At 42.3% G+C, this 16993-nt stretch carries 14 protein-coding genes; 12 read left to right on the forward strand and 2 right to left on the reverse strand.

The features are described from left to right. Window positions 1-191: 191 nt before the first annotated feature. The 5 genes from C1S73_RS22730 (at window position 192) to C1S73_RS22750 (ending at window position 8061) form a co-directional block, all read left to right on the forward strand. The gene (locus C1S73_RS22730) at window positions 192-3842 is read left to right on the forward strand and encodes an ATP-binding protein (protein ID WP_038867786.1); all 3651 of its coding nucleotides are present in this window, start codon (window positions 192-194) and stop codon (window positions 3840-3842) included. Further along, window positions 3835-4989, forward strand: a complete 1155-nt coding sequence (locus C1S73_RS22735) for an EAL domain-containing response regulator (RefSeq protein WP_038867784.1) — start codon at window positions 3835-3837, stop codon at window positions 4987-4989. The genes C1S73_RS22730 and C1S73_RS22735 overlap by 8 nt, the downstream gene beginning before the upstream one ends. A 4-nt stretch (window positions 4990-4993) precedes the next feature. Further along, window positions 4994-5593: a response regulator transcription factor gene (locus C1S73_RS22740; RefSeq protein ID WP_038867782.1), complete on the forward strand. Its 600-nt coding sequence runs from the start codon at window positions 4994-4996 to the stop codon at window positions 5591-5593. A 10-nt stretch (window positions 5594-5603) separates the two neighbouring features. After that, window positions 5604-6983 (forward strand): diguanylate cyclase, encoded by a 1380-nt coding sequence (locus tag C1S73_RS22745; RefSeq protein WP_038867781.1) that lies wholly within the window; start codon window positions 5604-5606, stop codon window positions 6981-6983. 190 nt (window positions 6984-7173) lie between these two features. Then, complete coding sequence (locus tag C1S73_RS22750) at window positions 7174-8061, forward strand: LysR family transcriptional regulator (RefSeq protein ID WP_038867779.1); 888 nt, start codon at window positions 7174-7176, stop codon at window positions 8059-8061. On the opposite strand, the gene C1S73_RS22755 is transcribed toward C1S73_RS22750, so the two are convergent. Next, the gene (locus C1S73_RS22755) at window positions 8058-8666 is read right to left on the reverse strand and encodes a response regulator transcription factor (RefSeq protein ID WP_038867777.1); all 609 of its coding nucleotides are present in this window, start codon (window positions 8664-8666) and stop codon (window positions 8058-8060) included. The genes C1S73_RS22750 and C1S73_RS22755 overlap by 4 nt on opposite strands. A gap of 365 nt (window positions 8667-9031) precedes the next feature. Between C1S73_RS22755 and C1S73_RS22760 the strand changes: the two genes are divergently transcribed. The 3 genes from C1S73_RS22760 (at window position 9032) to C1S73_RS22775 (ending at window position 13011) form a co-directional block, all read left to right on the forward strand. Next, entirely contained in the window at window positions 9032-10942 is a 1911-nt protein-coding gene (locus C1S73_RS22760; RefSeq protein WP_038867775.1) for a methyl-accepting chemotaxis protein, read from the forward strand. Between the two features lie 103 nt (window positions 10943-11045). Continuing rightward, window positions 11046-11768 carry a nitroreductase family protein gene (locus C1S73_RS22765; RefSeq protein WP_038867773.1) on the forward strand — a complete coding sequence of 241 codons (723 nt, stop codon included), beginning with the start codon at window positions 11046-11048 and terminating at the stop codon, window positions 11766-11768. 262 nt (window positions 11769-12030) lie between these two features. Further along, window positions 12031-13011, forward strand: a complete 981-nt coding sequence (locus tag C1S73_RS22775) for a chemotaxis protein (protein ID WP_038867771.1) — start codon at window positions 12031-12033, stop codon at window positions 13009-13011. Window positions 13012-13058: 47 nt separating this feature from the next. Here the strand turns inward: C1S73_RS22775 and C1S73_RS22780 are convergent, their stop codons facing one another. Next, window positions 13059-13604, reverse strand: a complete 546-nt coding sequence (locus C1S73_RS22780) for a type II secretion system protein (RefSeq protein ID WP_038867769.1) — start codon at window positions 13602-13604, stop codon at window positions 13059-13061. 356 nt (window positions 13605-13960) lie between these two features. On the opposite strand from C1S73_RS22780, the gene C1S73_RS22785 reads away from it, so the two are divergent. The 4 genes from C1S73_RS22785 to C1S73_RS22800 all read left to right on the forward strand — a co-directional run bounded on the left by C1S73_RS22785 (window position 13961) and on the right by C1S73_RS22800 (window position 16664). Continuing rightward, window positions 13961-14683, forward strand: a complete 723-nt coding sequence (locus C1S73_RS22785; RefSeq protein WP_038867766.1) for a sulfite exporter TauE/SafE family protein — start codon at window positions 13961-13963, stop codon at window positions 14681-14683. 79 nt (window positions 14684-14762) lie between these two features. After that, window positions 14763-15668 (forward strand): EamA family transporter RarD, encoded by a 906-nt coding sequence (gene rarD / locus C1S73_RS22790; protein WP_038867765.1) that lies wholly within the window; start codon window positions 14763-14765, stop codon window positions 15666-15668. An 82-nt stretch (window positions 15669-15750) separates the two neighbouring features. Continuing rightward, window positions 15751-16137 carry an MAPEG family protein gene (locus C1S73_RS22795; RefSeq protein WP_038867763.1) on the forward strand — a complete coding sequence of 129 codons (387 nt, stop codon included), beginning with the start codon at window positions 15751-15753 and terminating at the stop codon, window positions 16135-16137. Then, window positions 16131-16664, forward strand: coding sequence for a hypothetical protein (locus C1S73_RS22800; RefSeq protein ID WP_038867760.1), 534 nt, complete (start codon window positions 16131-16133; stop codon window positions 16662-16664). The genes C1S73_RS22795 and C1S73_RS22800 overlap by 7 nt, the downstream gene beginning before the upstream one ends. Window positions 16665-16993: the final 329 nt, after the last annotated feature.

Below are 16993 nucleotides of genomic sequence, written 5' to 3' on the forward strand. Positions count from 1 at the left end.
GCGTTCTGTTGATGATGAGATGGTGAACGCAATTTCGTTGTAGTCCAAGGTGGATAATGTTGTAAGAATGTCCTTACTAATTATTAAAAATTATCATATTATCAATAGGATAAAATTAATTCGCTAAGTTTCGAAATTTGACATTTAAGCTGTGCAAATTAGTCTGAGCTCCCAAGTCGTGGAAGCCAGTTATGCTTAGCATTTTTAGAAAAAACATCGTATTCATTTTCGCATTCATTGCTATTGCGTCTTCAAAAGTTTCGTTTGCCGCGGATGAGCCAAAAGAAACGGTTGTTATTGGCGTTATTGCTCAGCATTCAGAAAATCCCCAAATAGGGGATGAAATCGGTGCTTTCTACGGGATCAACCTTGAGTATCTGACTAACATCGCCAAGGTCCTCGAACTGAAATTGGAGCTTCGTTCCTATAGCACGATTCCTGCCCTGTTAACTGACATCGAAAATGGTACGGTTGATGGCGCGGTAGGTTTTAGCAAAACACCAGAAAGAATTAGCCACTTCTTATTTTCAGAACCTTTCTTCTCCAGCACGATTGCGGTCTGGTACCGCGATAGCAACTATAATCAACGTGATCCTCGAGAGCTTCAGTGGGTTTGTGTCGAGGGAAGTGTCTATTGTGACTACATTAGAGAGGCGGGTGCAACCAAAGTACGCGAAGTAAAAACGCGCCTAAAAGCATTTGAAGCTGTACGCAGTGGTCGTGCAAATGCACTTATCTCAACGTATGTCGCCATTAATCAATATTTAGACCAAAACGATATTGTAAAAGGGGCAGTAGACATTCCGAGTTGGCTCAACGAGGAAGAAGTCAGTTTTATCACTTCAAAATCAAACCAAGATTTGGTTGACCGAATCAATAAGATCTTGAGCTGGGAACGTCGCGGAAAGAATATTCGCTCGGTCGCGTCGAAGAACCCATATCATGTTAACGACAAACTATTAGTCGAGTACCGTCGTGATCTCGATAGTAATAAAGCTATTACCTACAGCAGCAGCGAAGAAGCGTTCCCGTTTCTTTATCGCAATCCACACACGGCTCGCCTAGATGGTTTCCTGCCTGATTTCATCGACCTAATTCGTTCAAGAACGGGCCTAAAATTTGAATACATAGAGCCCACGAACAGCTTAGATAGTGGATTGACTGCGTTTTCCTCTGACCTTGTTCCTGTCGCTTATGTTGATCATGTTCGGTCGTCTGATTGGCTCATTACTAAGCCTTTTATGCACAACAACTTTGTCGCGATTGAAGCGCTAGATGTGGAGAATCATCCTCCTCACGATGCGAAGTCAGGCATTTTGATGAGTTTAAAAAAACAGGGACTGGTTAACTTAGATTCATGGAAGGAAGAGCGCTTTACTCGTTATGACGACTTGAAGCTACTTCTTAGTGATCTCAAGAACGGCGAAATTGATGTGGCTTACGTGCCTGACGATATTGTTCACAGCATGATTGCGCAAGATAACATTGATGGACTGTTGATCAGCGAAAAGGATGTCCTGACGTTGTCGATTGCCTTTGCCGTTGCCAACCATAATACCAAGTTGAAGAAAATCTTGGATAGCATCATAGATACGATTGATGCCAAAGAGATCGACAAGTTGAACCGGACTTACCGCAATTTCAACCTTGTCTATGGCTATGATGAAGAAGAGATTACCACCATTGTACTGTTTGTCGCGGTCATTTTTGCGGTGCTTCTCGCCGTCGTTTACTTCGTATTGGCGCACCTCAAACTAAAAGTGAACCTTGCTGAGCTCAATGCCACTAATGAAGAGAAAGAAAAGCAGTGGTTGATGGGGATCATTCAAGAGATAAACAGCATTGTATTCATCCATGGTGAAGACAACCAGATTCAAATGAGTAACTGCTCTTTGTTCCTCAATCGGCGATGCAATGGTTGCACTATTCTCGATCGAAAAACCGCAAAACCGTTGGTCGATAATGCCCTTGAACTGCGAGAAGTCATCGAAGGTAAACGCATTACCGATACTAGCGCATCTACCGGTTGCAAAGTTGGTATTCAGCACGTGTACCGCGAGCGAAAAACCATCCTTTCACCAAGCAGCAAGAAAAAATTTGTCCTAACGGTTCTTCAAGATATTACCGAACAAAAAGAACGTGAGTTTGCCTTGATCGATGCTCAAGAGAAAGCTCAAACGGCAGTGCGTGCACGTGAAAACTTCTTAGCGACCATGAGCCACGAACTAAGAACGCCACTGTCTGCGGCGCATGGGTTACTCGACTTATTAGAGCGTCAAACTCGAAGCGACACCAACAAAGAACTCATCACGCAAGCCATGCGTTCTCTTAATCACCTCAACGTGCTGGTGGACGAGGTCCTGGATTATTCAAAGCTTGAAGCAGGACAATTAAAAGTGACACCAGTAAAAACCAACGTCATTACAACCTTATGCGATGTTGTGCGTAGTTTTGAACCCAAAGCGCAGAGTAAGGGGTTGGATTACCGAGTGACGGTTAAACCCTTTACCAACCCTTGGTTAAAAGTAGACGCGGTTCGACTCGTACAAATTACGACGAACATCTTATCAAATGCGGTCAAGTTTACTTCTGATGGTGAGATACGGATTAGCATTGCGCTCAATCAAGAACAACTGATTCTAAAAATCGCCGACACCGGCATCGGTATGACGGAAGCGCAGTTGGATGGGATTCTTCAACCATTTGTTCAAGCGGACGATACGATCACTCGTAAATTTGGGGGTACAGGCCTAGGGCTAAGCATTGTTGATGGCCTTGTGGAATGCATGGGCGGAGACCTTCAGATTAACTCTGAATCGGGACTGGGGACGACCATCGTGGTTAAACTGCCTGTTAAGCTGTGCAAACCCAAAGCGCAACCTTCTATTGTATATAGCTACTCGCCGACATTGCCTGCCAATATTCGCGATTGGTGTGAAGTATGGGGAATGGAAGCAACCGATATTTCCCCAAGCCTTGCTGGAACATTTTCTGAGGAAGGGAAGTACCAAGGGCTTAATTTGAACTGCGGTTGTGACGCCATATGTTCACTAACCGCAGTAGAAGCAAAATATCCAGATACGTTGTTAAGTCTGTTGAGCCAAGGTTGTACACCGACAGTTGAGCCGATTAAGCCAGTAGATAAGGTCTCTTGGAAGCACGGTACGGTCTTGGTCGCAGAGGACAACCCAATAAACCAAAGTGTCATAACCATGCAGCTACGAGAACTCGGCATAGAACCCGTAATTGTGAGCAATGGTTTAGAAGCATGGCAATACGTAAATCAGGACGAATTCGTTACCTTGGTATTAACCGATTTCCATATGCCGGAGATGGATGGTTTTGAATTGGTGAACAAGCTCAAAGCAAATGAGGAGCTTTCTAAAATCCCAGTTATTGGTGTGACCGCAGAGGATTCCCGTCTGGCAAACGAACGAGCGAAAACCATAGGGATCGACGACATTCTCTTTAAGCCATACGACCTTGAGCAGCTTAAGGTGAAATTGCTGCCTTACTTGAGTGAACAAAAAAACAATCTTTGGCCTGAATGGCTAGAGAAGTTTAGAGCACAGGATGCAAAAGAGATCGCTAATGTCTTTAAAAGCTCGATGACGCAAGACGTAACTAATTTAAAAGCGGCAGAAAGTAAACAAGAGAAGAAACGAATTATTCACGGTATTAAAGGGGCGTTAGGGGCGATAGGCGTCACTATCTTAGCTGAGTTATGTGTTGAAGCCGAACAGGCAAGTGACGTGGATTTCGATTCGCACGTCACAGGACTTATTGACCGGATAGAACACGAAGTTAACCTCGCAGGACACTGGATTAAAGCTCATGAATAAACCACTGAACACGATGGTGATCGATGACCATCCTCTACAGATTACGTTGTTAAGGCAGATGTTATTACGTAACGGTGTTGATGTTGCTGCTTATGATAAGGTCGACGATGCGATAGCACATGCGAAACATAACAATTTAGATGTCATCTTTTGTGATTTACAGATGCCAGAGAAAGATGGCATCGACATGATGGAGATGCTCAATCAAATTGGCTACAAAGGCAAAGTTGTTCTAGTCAGTGCGATGGAGCTGACGATAGTGACAGCCGTGCGTGCGATGTGTGAAAGCTTTAGTTTTGAAGTGCTTGGAAAGCTATTGAAACCATACGAAGAGCAGCAAGTCATCGATATGCTGACTCAAGTGAACCTAGAACCAGTCAAAAGCACCAAATTTAACCAATGCGTAGACGTTCAAGACCAAGAGTTTTTGTTTGCGCTTGGCGAGGGACGCATCAAAAACTACTACCAACCGCTGGCGGACGCGAACAGTGGTGACATTATCGGATTTGAAGCTCTGGCTCGTTGGTTTCATCCCATCTATGGTGTTTTACCACCACATTGTTTTTTGCCGATTGTTGAACGTTGTCATTTGTCCGCCGAGTTGTTTGATGCCGTGTTTAGTAACGCGTTATACGACATTAAGCATCGTGGACTCACTCAAAAAGTCTCAATCAACGTTGACCACGATAATCTTGAAGATTGCGAGTTCGCAAGCCAGTTTATTCAGCGATGTTACGAAAACGGCATCAGCCCAGACCAATTTACAATAGAAATTACCGAGCGTGATACTTTTCAGACCAGCGCCGCACTCTACAAAAACTTACTCAAATTCAGAATGAATGGCGTGACGGTGAGTATCGATGATTTTGGTACTGGCTCGTCATCGCTAGAAAAACTCGCTCAATTGCCTTTTAACGAACTGAAAATAGACCGCTCGTTTATACAGGGGTTAGTGAATGACCCGAAAAAGAAAAACATCGTGCTCGCAATATGTGCACTAGCAAAAAGTCTCAACATTAGCGTCGTCGCAGAGGGGGTGGAAGACGAGATTACGCTGCAAGCCATGCGCCAATACACGATCGATGTTTGCCAAGGTTATTACATCGATAAACCAATGCCTTTAGAAGCCATAACAATACTGAATTAAAAGAATGATGAACAAAATAAACTGCCTGATCTTTGATGATCACCCACTTGTCTGTATCGCCATTAAATCGCTTGTTGAAAGCCTAGGTATCGCCAATGAAGTGATGACGGCAACAAGCTCAAAAGACGCTTTAAAAATGCTTAAAGAAGGCGATATCGGGCTGCTTATCTTAGACGTGAACCTTGCTGATTGTGATGGTTACGACTTTTATAAACGTATTAAATCCCATGGTTTTAGCGGAAAAGTGATTTTCTTTTCTGCTGAGACTAGCCATATGTATAGTCAAATGGCATTCCGTTCAGGGGCCGATGGTTATGTCTGTAAATCCGAAAATCACGAGATCTTAAAAGACGCTATAGAGGCGGTTGCGAAAGGGTATTCATTCTTCAAGTTCAAACAAACAGTGGAAGAGCATCGAAATGTCCCAACGTTATCAAGCCGAGAAAGCGCGGTGATGAAGTTACTTCTACAAGGAAAAAGTAACCGAGATATTGCCGATGTTCTGTCGATCAGTGACAAAACCGTTAGTACATACAAGCGCAGAGTCATGGATAAGTTCAACGTGAAGAACATCGTGGAGCTTTCAAAAGTCGTTGATACTTAAAGGGTAAGGGATGAACCTGAAAAATATTTATTTGTCTTTTTTCTTTAGTGCGCTTTTGTTTACCACTTCAATGACCATGATCGGTGCGATGTTGATCTCCCATGAAGTGAAGCAGTTTAAGATTTACACTCAAGGGATATCCAAGACCAAGCAAAAAGTCACCTTACTTGGTCTATTGATGGAATCTGAATTGGCACGTTATGAAGGTTCCACAGCTCATGAGATTAATGAACTGACGGAATTCAGTTTTCAAGATGCGATCTACGCGTTAGAGCCGGGCAGCGAACTGGACTATGTCGAAACGATTGCGCGGAAAGTACTGCACGAGGCTGAAGGGTATTTAGCAAACGTTTATGAACGAATTGATGTCGTGCTTTACTTTCGTTCATATACCGCGAGCAAATTGATTCTCGAGAATCCGATTAAAGAGCTTGAGAACTTGTCTGAACCTTTTGATATTGATTGGTGTAAACAAACGTACTCTTGCGTACTCGCGGCATGGAAGGATCAGCTAACCGATCGCATTCTCATTTCTAAACCTTTTAAAACGACGTATTCGGAGAGTAGGGCATTTAGTGTGATTAGCCCTGTTTACTACCAAGGCGAGATTGTTGGTGAATTTGGAGAGCAAATTTTTCTCGATTCACTCAAGGTCGAAGGGAAAGCCCTAAAAGTGGATATCAACAACGGCAACAAACACATCGTTGTTTACTACCCACATTACCCGTGGTCAGACTTCGCATATACACAAAGCTACGTTGCGGATAACAACAACTTAATCGTTTATCAATTTCCTTTCAGTAAAATACTGATCGATTTCGGATTCCTGTTCCTAATCATGTTTGTATCTATTTATGGATACTATTCAAAGGCGCAAGAGTCCAAAGAAAGCAAAATTCAATTAGCCAATGCAATCAGTGATGCAACCAAAGATGAATTGACTGGTTTGTTCAATCGTAAGGTGTTCAAGGAACAAGCGTTCAAGAATAAGATAAAAATGACTCCGTTTACTGTGGTTGCTATTGATGGCGATAGAGTGAAACGCATCAATGATAAATATGGTCATCATGTTGGTGACGAGGTGATCGTGATTATTGCGGATGCGATGAAGAAAGTGTTTAGAGTGTCTGACTACTTGATTCGAACTGGAGGGGATGAGTTTATTGCGATTCTACCAGGATGCAGCGAGAGTAAATCTTTGATGTTGGCCAAAAAGCTGCAAAATGCCGTGACAGAGAACCGTTTAAAAAGCTTAGATATTAATGTAAGCGTCAGTACCGGACTTGCCATGAGCAACGAACACGAGACGTTAAATGATGTGATCATGCGCGCGGATGAGGACCTTTATGAAACAAAACGGCATCGTAGTTACTCTGAAACTGTGTCTTAAACGGGAAAATCAGTGTAAATGACTATATTGTTATTAATTGAAAAGATAAGAGTTTGATAAACTTGACCAAAACGTGACTTTGGTCTTCTATAGTAAAGCAGCTAATTCAAAGGCTGCTTTCTTTGTATTTGGCCGAAACTAATTATAAAAAACACAACTTTAATCTTTGATTCTACTTGGTAACCACACTGTGAATAAAGATCTCGACCTAAATCTCCTCAAAATACTGGTGCTGTTAGAGCGTCATCGTCAACTTAAACCTGTTGCTAAGGCATTGGGTAAAAGTGAAGCCTCGATCAGTAAATACCTCACTCGTTTGCGAACACAATTAGAGGATGAGTTGTTTATCCGTCATGCACATCATTTTGAACCGACGGATTATTTAAAGCGTAAACTTCCTGAAATTACAGGGGCGCTTGATCAACTTGAATCGTGCTTAGTTCGACGTGAGTTTGACCCGCTTTCATACGAAAAGAGCATTACGATTTGTTTGCCTCAATCCGCTCAGTACTCATTTGGACACCTTTTGCTTGGGGATTTGATGTCTTTGTTCCCTAATGCTTACATCACTGTATCAAGCAGTACCGACCACACGATTGAAGATATCTTGGAAGATAAAGTAGACATGCAATTGCACTACTTCAACGAAGAGTATCCTAAGTCAATCCATCAGCAATTTATTGGTTATGCGCCAGCTGTTGTTGTTGTTCCGGAAGAGCTCGGTATTAGCGATTTAGAGAAAGCGTGTGATCTTCCTTTCATTTTATTAGAAATGAATGGTTGGAAGGATCGAGAACAAGTGACGAAGCGCGCGTTGGAGAAAAGCGGAATAAACATTAACCGTGTGGCAACGATGGGAAATATCACAAGCTTATTGCAGGCGATTAAACACCAAGGTGCAGCGACAATTTTGCTTGAATACCAAAGACCCATTAACGGTTTCAATTTTATCTCTGTACCAGAGAGCTTTTACCCAGATGGTCGCCCTAAAGTGGTGGTACAGATGAAACAAACTCATCGCTACAATTCAATGCATCAGCTACTGACGGATGCCATCTCGAAGTATGTCAATGTCTAACAGCATAAGCTGCCGCACTCTTCTTGAGGAAGGGTGTTGAGCAGTTCAACAACGGATTCTGCGTGGTACTTTTTCAGAATGCGTGTTTTGTAAGTACTGATGGTTTTCGCACTTAATGACAGTTGCTCAGAAATCTTTTTATTTGAGTAACCTTGCGCTAAATAATGGAAAACCATCGCTTCTCGATTCGATAAAGTGACGTTACCTGAGGACTGGTTGTGCGTCGCTTTAAACATCGAATATCCGCGTGTTACGCTGAGAACCGCATCCATGATGGTTGCTTTCGCCTCATTCTTATTCAAAAAACCGTGTGCACCCATCTCAAAGGCCGCTTTAGATAAACTTGAATAATCACGGGATGAAATAAACAGGATCTTTCCTTGATAGCCAGTTGCAAGAATATTCTTAGCTAAACGCATACCATCTCTATCACCTAGCACAACATCCAGAATAACCAAATCAATTGGTTGGTTACGAATCAACTCCATTACCTCTGCGCTGTCTGTTGATTCAACGACATTCACGGATTTAAATGCGCTTTGAACGAGAGAAGCCAGAGCCTCACTATATAACGGTTGGTCGTCGATAATAAGAACGCTATTCATATTTATGCCTCACCTTATATTTCAATTTACTGGCCGCATCCCTTCAGCAGTCATTTAATGTGGAAGAATTGTAGGAAAAATCTGTGGCGAGCGGGTGAAAATGACAATTTCACTATTTGAAACTTGTCGTCTCAATTGTGAGATGGTGTCGCAGTAAAAATAATGAAATCAATTAGATGCAGGATGAAAGATTCGCAGTGTTGCATTGACGTCCGTCTCTTTCTTTGGGGTCGGAAAAAGCTTACAAAAACTTAAAACCCTATAAAATACAATGAGATGCCACCTTTTCATGAAAGGCATTAATTTGCGGTAAAGGAACGTGTTTTTTACTATTTCTTCCTTGCTGTTCTTATGGAGTAGGCGGAATGCTAAATAGGATTAAAAAAATAAAACACAAATTTTACCTGATTTTAAGTACCGTTATTTTGGTGCTTTTTGCGATAACCGCAGTCGGTGTACTTACTACCAACCAAATCAATACAAACTTTATTCACTTTCAATCGATTAATAGCAGTGCATTTGAAGCAACTGAAATCGAAGCGAATCTTCTAACTGCAAGAGTTAATGCATTAACCTATCGAACAAACCGAGATCGCCTATTTTTCAATCAAGCAATGGAGGCGTTAAATCTGGCTAAAGACGAGGCGCAAAAGCAAGCATTAAGTTCGGAGGATGATGAACGTAAGTTGCGCTTTGAAAAGGTTTCGTCTCAGCTTGAACAGTATATGGTGCACTTGGGAGAAGTTTCTCAATTAATGGCGAAAAGAAATACCGATGTGAATGCTTTAGTTTCTTATCAAAAAGAGATAGAAAACAAACTCATGCGCCGTTTGAACAAACACACAACTGAGCGAGGTTTGATAGCAGATGCGACTTTGGTGTTTAAGGCGCTTACTCAAGAAGCAACGGAATACTTGTTAACCAACAGCGAGCAAGACTATGAGCAATTTGAAGCGAAGCTGGATCACTGGAAGAGATTCATGATACAGCTTCATTTTGTTGATCAAGACAAACTCAACGAATTAACTGGACACCTTTCAACTGCGTTATCCAGTGTTGCAGAAACCATTCGAGCAAGGAATAAACGTTGGGATGCACTTAAAGATATTGGTTTTGAAATTGCCGACCAAATCAACGCAATAAAATTGGATGCAGTTAATGACCAGAATGTTTTAAAGGAAGAAATTCAACAAACGACAGAACAAGCGACGATGAATGTAGCCTTGGCATTGTTGATTGGTTTACCTGCAGTGACGTTTTTGTGTCTATTTATCTCTAAAGACATCACGAACAATGTCATCTTTGCAAAGCAAGTAGCGGAGAAATTGAGCCGAGGTGAAATTAGTGTAGAGCAGCAGCATGCAAAAGGCAGTGATGAGGTTTCTGAAATGCTTGTTGCGTTACATAACATGGAAGAGCAGCTGTATAAAACCGTTTCTGAAGTTATCTCTTGTAGCGATCTTCTTGCTTCGGCATCAGAGCAACTTTCTGCAGTAAATTCCGAAATCTTGAGCAATGCGCAGTCCCAGCAATTGGAAACTGACCAAGTAGCGACAGCGGTGAATGAAATGACGGTGGCGATTGCAGAGGTAGCACAAAGCGCAAACGGAGCGTCACGGGAAGCAGAAATTGCATCGGAGGTCTCCGACAGAGGGCAGAGTGTTATGAACAGTGCGATGCAACAAGTTGGTGGACTTGCTGAACAGATGGGAAGCATGAGTCAAGAAGTTGGGACGCTTTCTAATGGTACTGCGGAAGTGGCAGACATTACCGAAGTTATCCAAACCATAGCTGAACAAACGAACTTGTTGGCGTTAAACGCTGCGATTGAAGCTGCACGAGCGGGCGATCAAGGTCGGGGCTTTGCCGTTGTTGCTGATGAGGTTCGTCAATTAGCGCAGGAAACACAAAAAGCGGTCGAAAAGATTGGGAATCGTATTACTACGCTGCAACAAAATACCTCTCAAGTGGTTGAATCTATCGATGCAGGCCAGCACATGTTGGAACAAACTGTGCAGCAATCGGCTTCTGCCAATGATGCGTTTTTAAGTATTTCATCAAATATTGATCAAACGAATGCATTGAACACACAGATTGCAGCCGCGACAGAAGAGCAATCTGCGACCGCAGAAATGATCAACCAAAGTGTTGTCTCTGTTCGCGATCAAGTTGACCAGACGGTAAATATGATTCAAGACAGCAACCAAGCCGCCGATGAATTGGCGAAGATGTCGATAAACCTCTCTGATCAGATTCGCTTTTTTAAACTGCAATGAAATAAGAAGGGCAGACGCGATTTTGTGTTTGCCTTTGTATTTGCGCTTGCAGGAGGAAGACGATTACGTAAAGATCCCTTTTTTGTTCTATTTTGAGTCTGTTATGAGCCAACCTTCTTTTGAATCCATTGTTCACTCCCGTCGTTCTGTACGTAAGTACGATGCCAGTGCTGAATTTAACCACAGTGATGTCGCGGATGCCCTTGAGCTGACAACATTAAGCCCAAACAGCAGCAACATGCAGATGTGGGAATTTCATCGTGTTATTTCATCTGAAAAACGCGAACAACTTGCAGAATTTTGTATGGGGCAAAATGCAGCGAAAACGGCAAATGAACTGGTTGTGTTTGTTGCTACGACTCATAACTGGCAAGAGCGCGCCAAGCGCAACGCAGAGACTGTGCGTCAAGCTTTTGAAAACCGTGACGACGCTGCGGCTAAGCGCGCTCTTAAGTATTACGAAAAACTGATTCCAATGGTTTACAACAATGATGCATTTGGCCTTCGTGGCGTTGTGCGCAAGTTATACAGTTGGTGGTTGGGGCGCAATAAGCCAATGGTTCGCGAAGTCAGTAAGTCGGATATTCGTGTTTGTTTGCACAAGAGTGTTTCTTTAGCCGCGATGACGTTTATGTATGCGATGCGTGAAAAGGGGTACGACACGTGCCCAATGGAAGGCTTTGATTCAAAACGAGTAAAGCAGCTTCTTGGGTTACGTGGTAGTGACCAGATCACCATGATCATCAGCTGCGGTGTAAGAAGTGAAGAAGGCGTGTATGGAGAACGTCATCGCGTTGCCAACGACAGCGTGATTAAATCACATTAATTAACACTAAACTTTTCTGTCGCTATGCCGTTAACAGTAGTGAGTAAACTGCGATATTGAGTCGTTGAATGTGTTTTGTTCAAAAATGAGACAAAATTTCAGCATTTGATAGAGAAGTGTGCAGTTCGCATCCTTTTGATTATTTACAAATTCTGTCTCAACGACTACAAAAGGACTCTTGGATTTTTCGCCTGTGAAGTGATTCTCTGTGGCATTGCATCAAGCCTCTTTTTCTTGATGCGTATTTTGGATAATTGGGTTTATGAGTAACGTAACCAGCACCATTTTGACTGAAAGTGGCACCAATGAACTTGAAATCATTGAGTTCCATCTAGAAAAACAAATGCCAGATGGCAGCACAAAAACATGTTTTTACGGCATTAACGTCGCTAAGGTTCGCGAAGTGATTCGCGTCCCAGAGACGACTGATTATCCGAACGCCCAACCGCACATGATTGGTGTCTTTTCTTCTCGTGAAGTGCTTACGCCTCTTGTTGATCTTGCTGGTTGGTTAGGTGTCCCGACACGCCGTGATTTAGAACGTAAGTTTGTTATCGTTACTGACTTTAACAAGATGACTAATGGCTTCTTGATCGACAGTATTTCTCGTATTCATCGTATTTCTTGGAATGATGTTGAATCTCCAAGCCAGTTTCTAGAAGCTGGGGAGCAAGATTGTGTCGTTGCCGTTGTGCGTAAAGATGGCAACTTAATCATGATTCTCGATTTCGAAAAAATCATTGCTGACATCAACCCAGAACTGAGCATGGAAAAATACGATGTGACGGGCGATAAATCGGTTGATTTGAACCAGCGAATGGTTGGCAAACGTAATGCTAAAACTATTATGGTTGTGGATGACTCTGCATTTATTCGTTCTCTGATTCAAGATACCTTGGCTTCTGCGGGTTATAACGTGATCACTTGTAAAGATGGTGGTGAAGCGTATGAAAAGCTAATGAGCTTGATTGAAGTGGCGAAAGAAGAAAACTTACCAGTGCGTGAGTTGCTTGATGCTGTCGTCACTGACGTTGAGATGCCTCGTATGGATGGCATGCACTTAGTGAAACGACTGCGTGATACAGAAGCGTACAACCAAACTCCAATTGTGATGTTCTCTTCTTTGATGAGTGAAGACAACCGCGCGAAGGCATTATCTCTTGGTGCGAATGACACCATCACCAAGCCTGAGATAGGTCGTATGGTGAATATGATGGATAAACACGTGTTTAATTTTGCGTAGTCTATCCGACAGTGAACAAAAAGGCTGCCAATTTGGCAGCCTTTTTGTTATTTAGAGCAAGGTAAAATCTCTAACGTATATTCCCCACTTTGGTTGACTGGCGGCGTATATTTAATTGCGCATTGTGTCGCATCTGATTTACCGTCGTCTCGAGCGTAGATATAGGCAGTGATCTCATCTTCGTCAGATTCGACACGCCAATCACTTTCACCGTGTCTATCGTCTAACTCTGCTACGAGAATACTTAGACTAGATTCATCGGCGTCGGCATAACCATAACGAAAAGTACAACTGTTGCTTCCATTGACCTCACAGCCAGGAAACGGAAGATCCATTGCTGGTGTGTTTGGTGTAATTCCGGTGTCAGGACCAATATTTGAGACGTAACGATAGTGCTCTAAACCCGCTACAGCCATTTTCCCAAAACCGATCCCTAGGCCAGAAGCTATCGCACCTTTCATCCCTTCCAAGCGAGCTTCACGAGCATCGTCTTGAATGTTTAAAAAGCGCGGAGCAGCGGTGACAGCCAAAATACCAAGGATAACGATAACAACAACAAGCTCAATTAAAGTAAAACCTGATTTTCTTTTCATAAATCATCTTTTAATTAGGTTGATACGATAGTCTAATGTTTTTAATTTATATGGTGCTATAGACTATTAATTTCCATAAATGGTGAATTTATATGGTACATCCACTCTAAAATGGAGTGTGATTATAGTTCCGTTTATTTGTGCTGGATAGTGTGGAAATCGTAAATCTAGCGTTGCAAATCTGTATGAATTGTAAAGTCGTAGAAACTGAGACTAAGAAGTTCAAATGTTGACACATTTTGATTGTGTTTTAGTGCGCTTTGATGAATCCTACGCAGGGCGAGAGTGGGGGAATTATTACTATCTGATATTCATTCTGCTTTCTAATCATGAAATCAAATATAAGAATGACATCGATGGAATTCGATTCTACAAACTTGCTTGCTATGGGGCTGATCTTCTTAGGCTCTTACGTTCAAACCGCGATTGGATTTGGCCTTGCTATTGTCGCCGCGCCACTACTCATTCTCTGGGCTCCAGAGTATGTGCCTGCACCTATCTGTTTGGTTGCATTGTTTATCTCGTTAATGAATGCGATGAAGCACAGAAGCAGCGTCGAAATTGGCGGTTTAAAGATGGCACTGATTGGACGTGTTCCCGGATCAATTGCTGGTGGCGTCTTACTGTTTTTCGTTTCGACAGAAGCATTAACTTTATGGATTGGCTTTTTGGTTCTGTTTGCCGTTTCCGTCAGCGTGTTGCCATTTCGTATTGAACCTACGCCAGGTCGTATGACTTTTGCTGGATTCTTTTCTGGTTTATTTGGTACGAGTTCTGCTATTGGTGGACCACCAATGGCGCTTTTATTGCAACATCAAGAAGCAAATCAGTTACGTGGTAACCTGTCAGCGTTTTTTGTGTTCAGTTCTATTATCTCTTTGATTGTTCAGATCCCTGTGGGTTTCTTTAACTTACATCACCTGGTGATTACTTTGCCCTTGCTACCAGCGGCCGCACTTGGTTACTGGTTAGCGGTAAAAACAACGCAGTCTTTACCAAAAGAAAAGATTCGTTTTGGCGCTCTCACACTGTGCTTTGTTAGTGGTATTACTGCGGTGATCCAAGGTCTCTCTTTGTAGTTATCCGAGAAGGTCAAATTCGCTTTACAAAACGCGTTCTCACTATAGAATCGCGTCACTTTTCTTTGTCGAGTTAGTTATGAACAACAGTCGTTACGGCAATTTCATGGCAGCGTTGTCCTTTGTAATCTGGGGATTACTGCCTATTTACTATCGTTTTTTACCTAATGCTTCAATGGATGAACTATTGGCACTGCGCATTATTGGTTCAGTTCCGGTTGGTTTTATTATGGTTTTGGCGATCACCCGCCATTGGCCTAAATGGACGGCAATTTGGCAAGATAAAAAATCACTATGGTACACGTTTGTTGCCAGTAGTTTGATGTGTATATCCTGGGTGGCGTTTACGTGGGCGTTAACGAATAACCGTGTTATTGATGCTAGCTTAGGCTTTTTTATAGGCCCGCTTGTCTCAGTGGCCCTTGGGGTGTTTGTCTTAGGAGATAAGCTTTCAAAAGGGCAGTTTATTGCGATATTACTGGCATCAATTGGTGTTATCTACCAGGTGATTCAATATGGTCAGTTACCTTTAGTTGCGTTGACGATGGGGTTGTTCTTTTCACTCTATGGCTTATTCAAGAAAAAGATCAATTATGATTGGAGTACAACGCTTTTTGTCGAAGCCATTGTGTTAACACCGTTTGCCTTAACGTATTTATTTATTAAACAGTGGAACTTTGGTCAGCTAGCATCAACGGTTGATGTAACAACATTTATGCTCTATTTGGGGAGTGCTCCGGTTACGCTATTACCGTTAATTTTCTACTCCATTGCTATTCGTATTACTAACTTATCAACGGTTGGTTTAATGCAATACATCGAGCCGAGTTTACAGTTTGTTTTAGCCGTTGTATTTTTTGGAGAAGTATTCGATAGCGTAAAAGCCGTGACATTTGCATTTATTTGGGTAGGGCTGCTATTTACTATCTTTGAAGGGATCGCCAAACTTGCCAAGCGCAAAAAGCTTGCCGACCACTCACTTTAATTGATTCCTTCTTTAGATTCATAGGGCTAGCTTATATTTAATATATAGTTAACCCATAATGAACTCTAAAGAAGGAATTGTCATGATTACCGCTCTCTACGCTTCTGTCCTCACGCTATTGCTCATCTGGCTTGCTTTTCAAGTCATCAAACAAAGACGAAGTAACAAAATTGCTTATGCTGACGGGGGCGTTGAAGCGCTTCAAATTGCTCGCAGTGCGCAAAGTAATGCAAGCGAATATATTCCCATCACCCTCATTCTCATGGCATTACTTGAATACAATGGCGCACCAGTCTGGTGGATACACCTTGCTGGTATCACGTTCGTCATTGGCCGCGTCATTCATGCAAAAGGGATACTTGGAGAAGAGCTGAAAGGTCGTGTTACCGGGATGAAGTTAACCTTCTTGACTATGATTGGTTTAGTCGCACTTAACTTAATCTACTTGCCCTACGATCACTTATGGTAAAAAAATCAACGTATTTACCCCCAGCTTGGCTGCTTGTTCTGGTTGGCTTAGTACTGAACATAGCAGCAATTATCTTAACCAGTGTGGTGTTGGATAAACTTGGAAAAGAGACAAGCCTTCTTGCTGATCAAAAAGCTGATAATCTTTATTCGATTCAACTTGCTTGGAACAGGGTTGAAACGCTAGAGCGAAAACGGGAAGTGCTGTTATTGCATTTACATTTAGCTCAAAGCCAGAGCGTCTCCGAAGAAATGAACAAGGTACTCAGAGCGCATTTGTCTGCTTGGACTGGTGAAAAGGTCAGCCCAATCGAAATCACTCAACTTCCAACTCTGATGGCAGAAATTAATCACGCTCAAGGTAACGATCGAAATAGAATTGATGGCTATTACCTTGAAAACTTGGAGATCAGTGAAGTGATGTCAGAGTTGGAGGAAAACATGGCTTGGTATAAAAGTATTGGCTTGTTTCTTCAAGTGTTTGGTTTGGCGTTAATTTTAGCGAGAGATTTGGCTCGTAAACCCTGAATTTTTCCTTATTGGTTGCTATTTGCGAAAATACGTTCGCATATTGCATTCTCAGTAATGCTCAATGGATCATTATTCATGGTGATTAATTGATATTAGTTGAATATCAATTGGTTAAGTTGTAACTGAAAATTGACACATCTAATGCTTGAGTTAGAGTGACCCTTTAAGCCGAGGGTCACCTAGCCAACTGACGTTGTTAGTGAACTAGATTGTTCACACGTATATACAGCCAATCACATCTCTTATGGTTGGCTTTTTTTTCACAATCAATTCACGGATGAATTGTTACAGTTTCGGGTCGAAGAGTCGCGATAGCTGTGATAGTT

Source organism: Vibrio jasicida 090810c, assembly GCF_002887615.1.
Classification (GTDB): Bacteria; Pseudomonadota; Gammaproteobacteria; order Enterobacterales; family Vibrionaceae; genus Vibrio; species Vibrio jasicida.

Coding starts and splice junctions, on each gene's coding strand:
- C1S73_RS22760 (WP_038867775.1), top strand. CDS start 9,032: ATGCTAAATAGGATTAAAAAAATAAAACACAAATTTTACCTGATTTTA.
- C1S73_RS22800 (WP_038867760.1), top strand. CDS start 16,131: ATGGTAAAAAAATCAACGTATTTACCCCCAGCTTGGCTGCTTGTTCTG.
- C1S73_RS22765 (WP_038867773.1), top strand. CDS start 11,046: ATGAGCCAACCTTCTTTTGAATCCATTGTTCACTCCCGTCGTTCTGTA.
- rarD (WP_038867765.1), top strand. CDS start 14,763: ATGAACAACAGTCGTTACGGCAATTTCATGGCAGCGTTGTCCTTTGTA.
- C1S73_RS22755 (WP_038867777.1), bottom strand. CDS start 8,666: ATGAATAGCGTTCTTATTATCGACGACCAACCGTTATATAGTGAGGCT.
- C1S73_RS22735 (WP_038867784.1), top strand. CDS start 3,835: ATGAATAAACCACTGAACACGATGGTGATCGATGACCATCCTCTACAG.
- C1S73_RS22780 (WP_038867769.1), bottom strand. CDS start 13,604: ATGAAAAGAAAATCAGGTTTTACTTTAATTGAGCTTGTTGTTGTTATC.
- C1S73_RS22785 (WP_038867766.1), top strand. CDS start 13,961: ATGGAATTCGATTCTACAAACTTGCTTGCTATGGGGCTGATCTTCTTA.
- C1S73_RS22745 (WP_038867781.1), top strand. CDS start 5,604: ATGAACCTGAAAAATATTTATTTGTCTTTTTTCTTTAGTGCGCTTTTG.
- C1S73_RS22730 (WP_038867786.1), top strand. CDS start 192: ATGCTTAGCATTTTTAGAAAAAACATCGTATTCATTTTCGCATTCATT.
- C1S73_RS22740 (WP_038867782.1), top strand. CDS start 4,994: ATGATGAACAAAATAAACTGCCTGATCTTTGATGATCACCCACTTGTC.
- C1S73_RS22795 (WP_038867763.1), top strand. CDS start 15,751: ATGATTACCGCTCTCTACGCTTCTGTCCTCACGCTATTGCTCATCTGG.
- C1S73_RS22775 (WP_038867771.1), top strand. CDS start 12,031: ATGAGTAACGTAACCAGCACCATTTTGACTGAAAGTGGCACCAATGAA.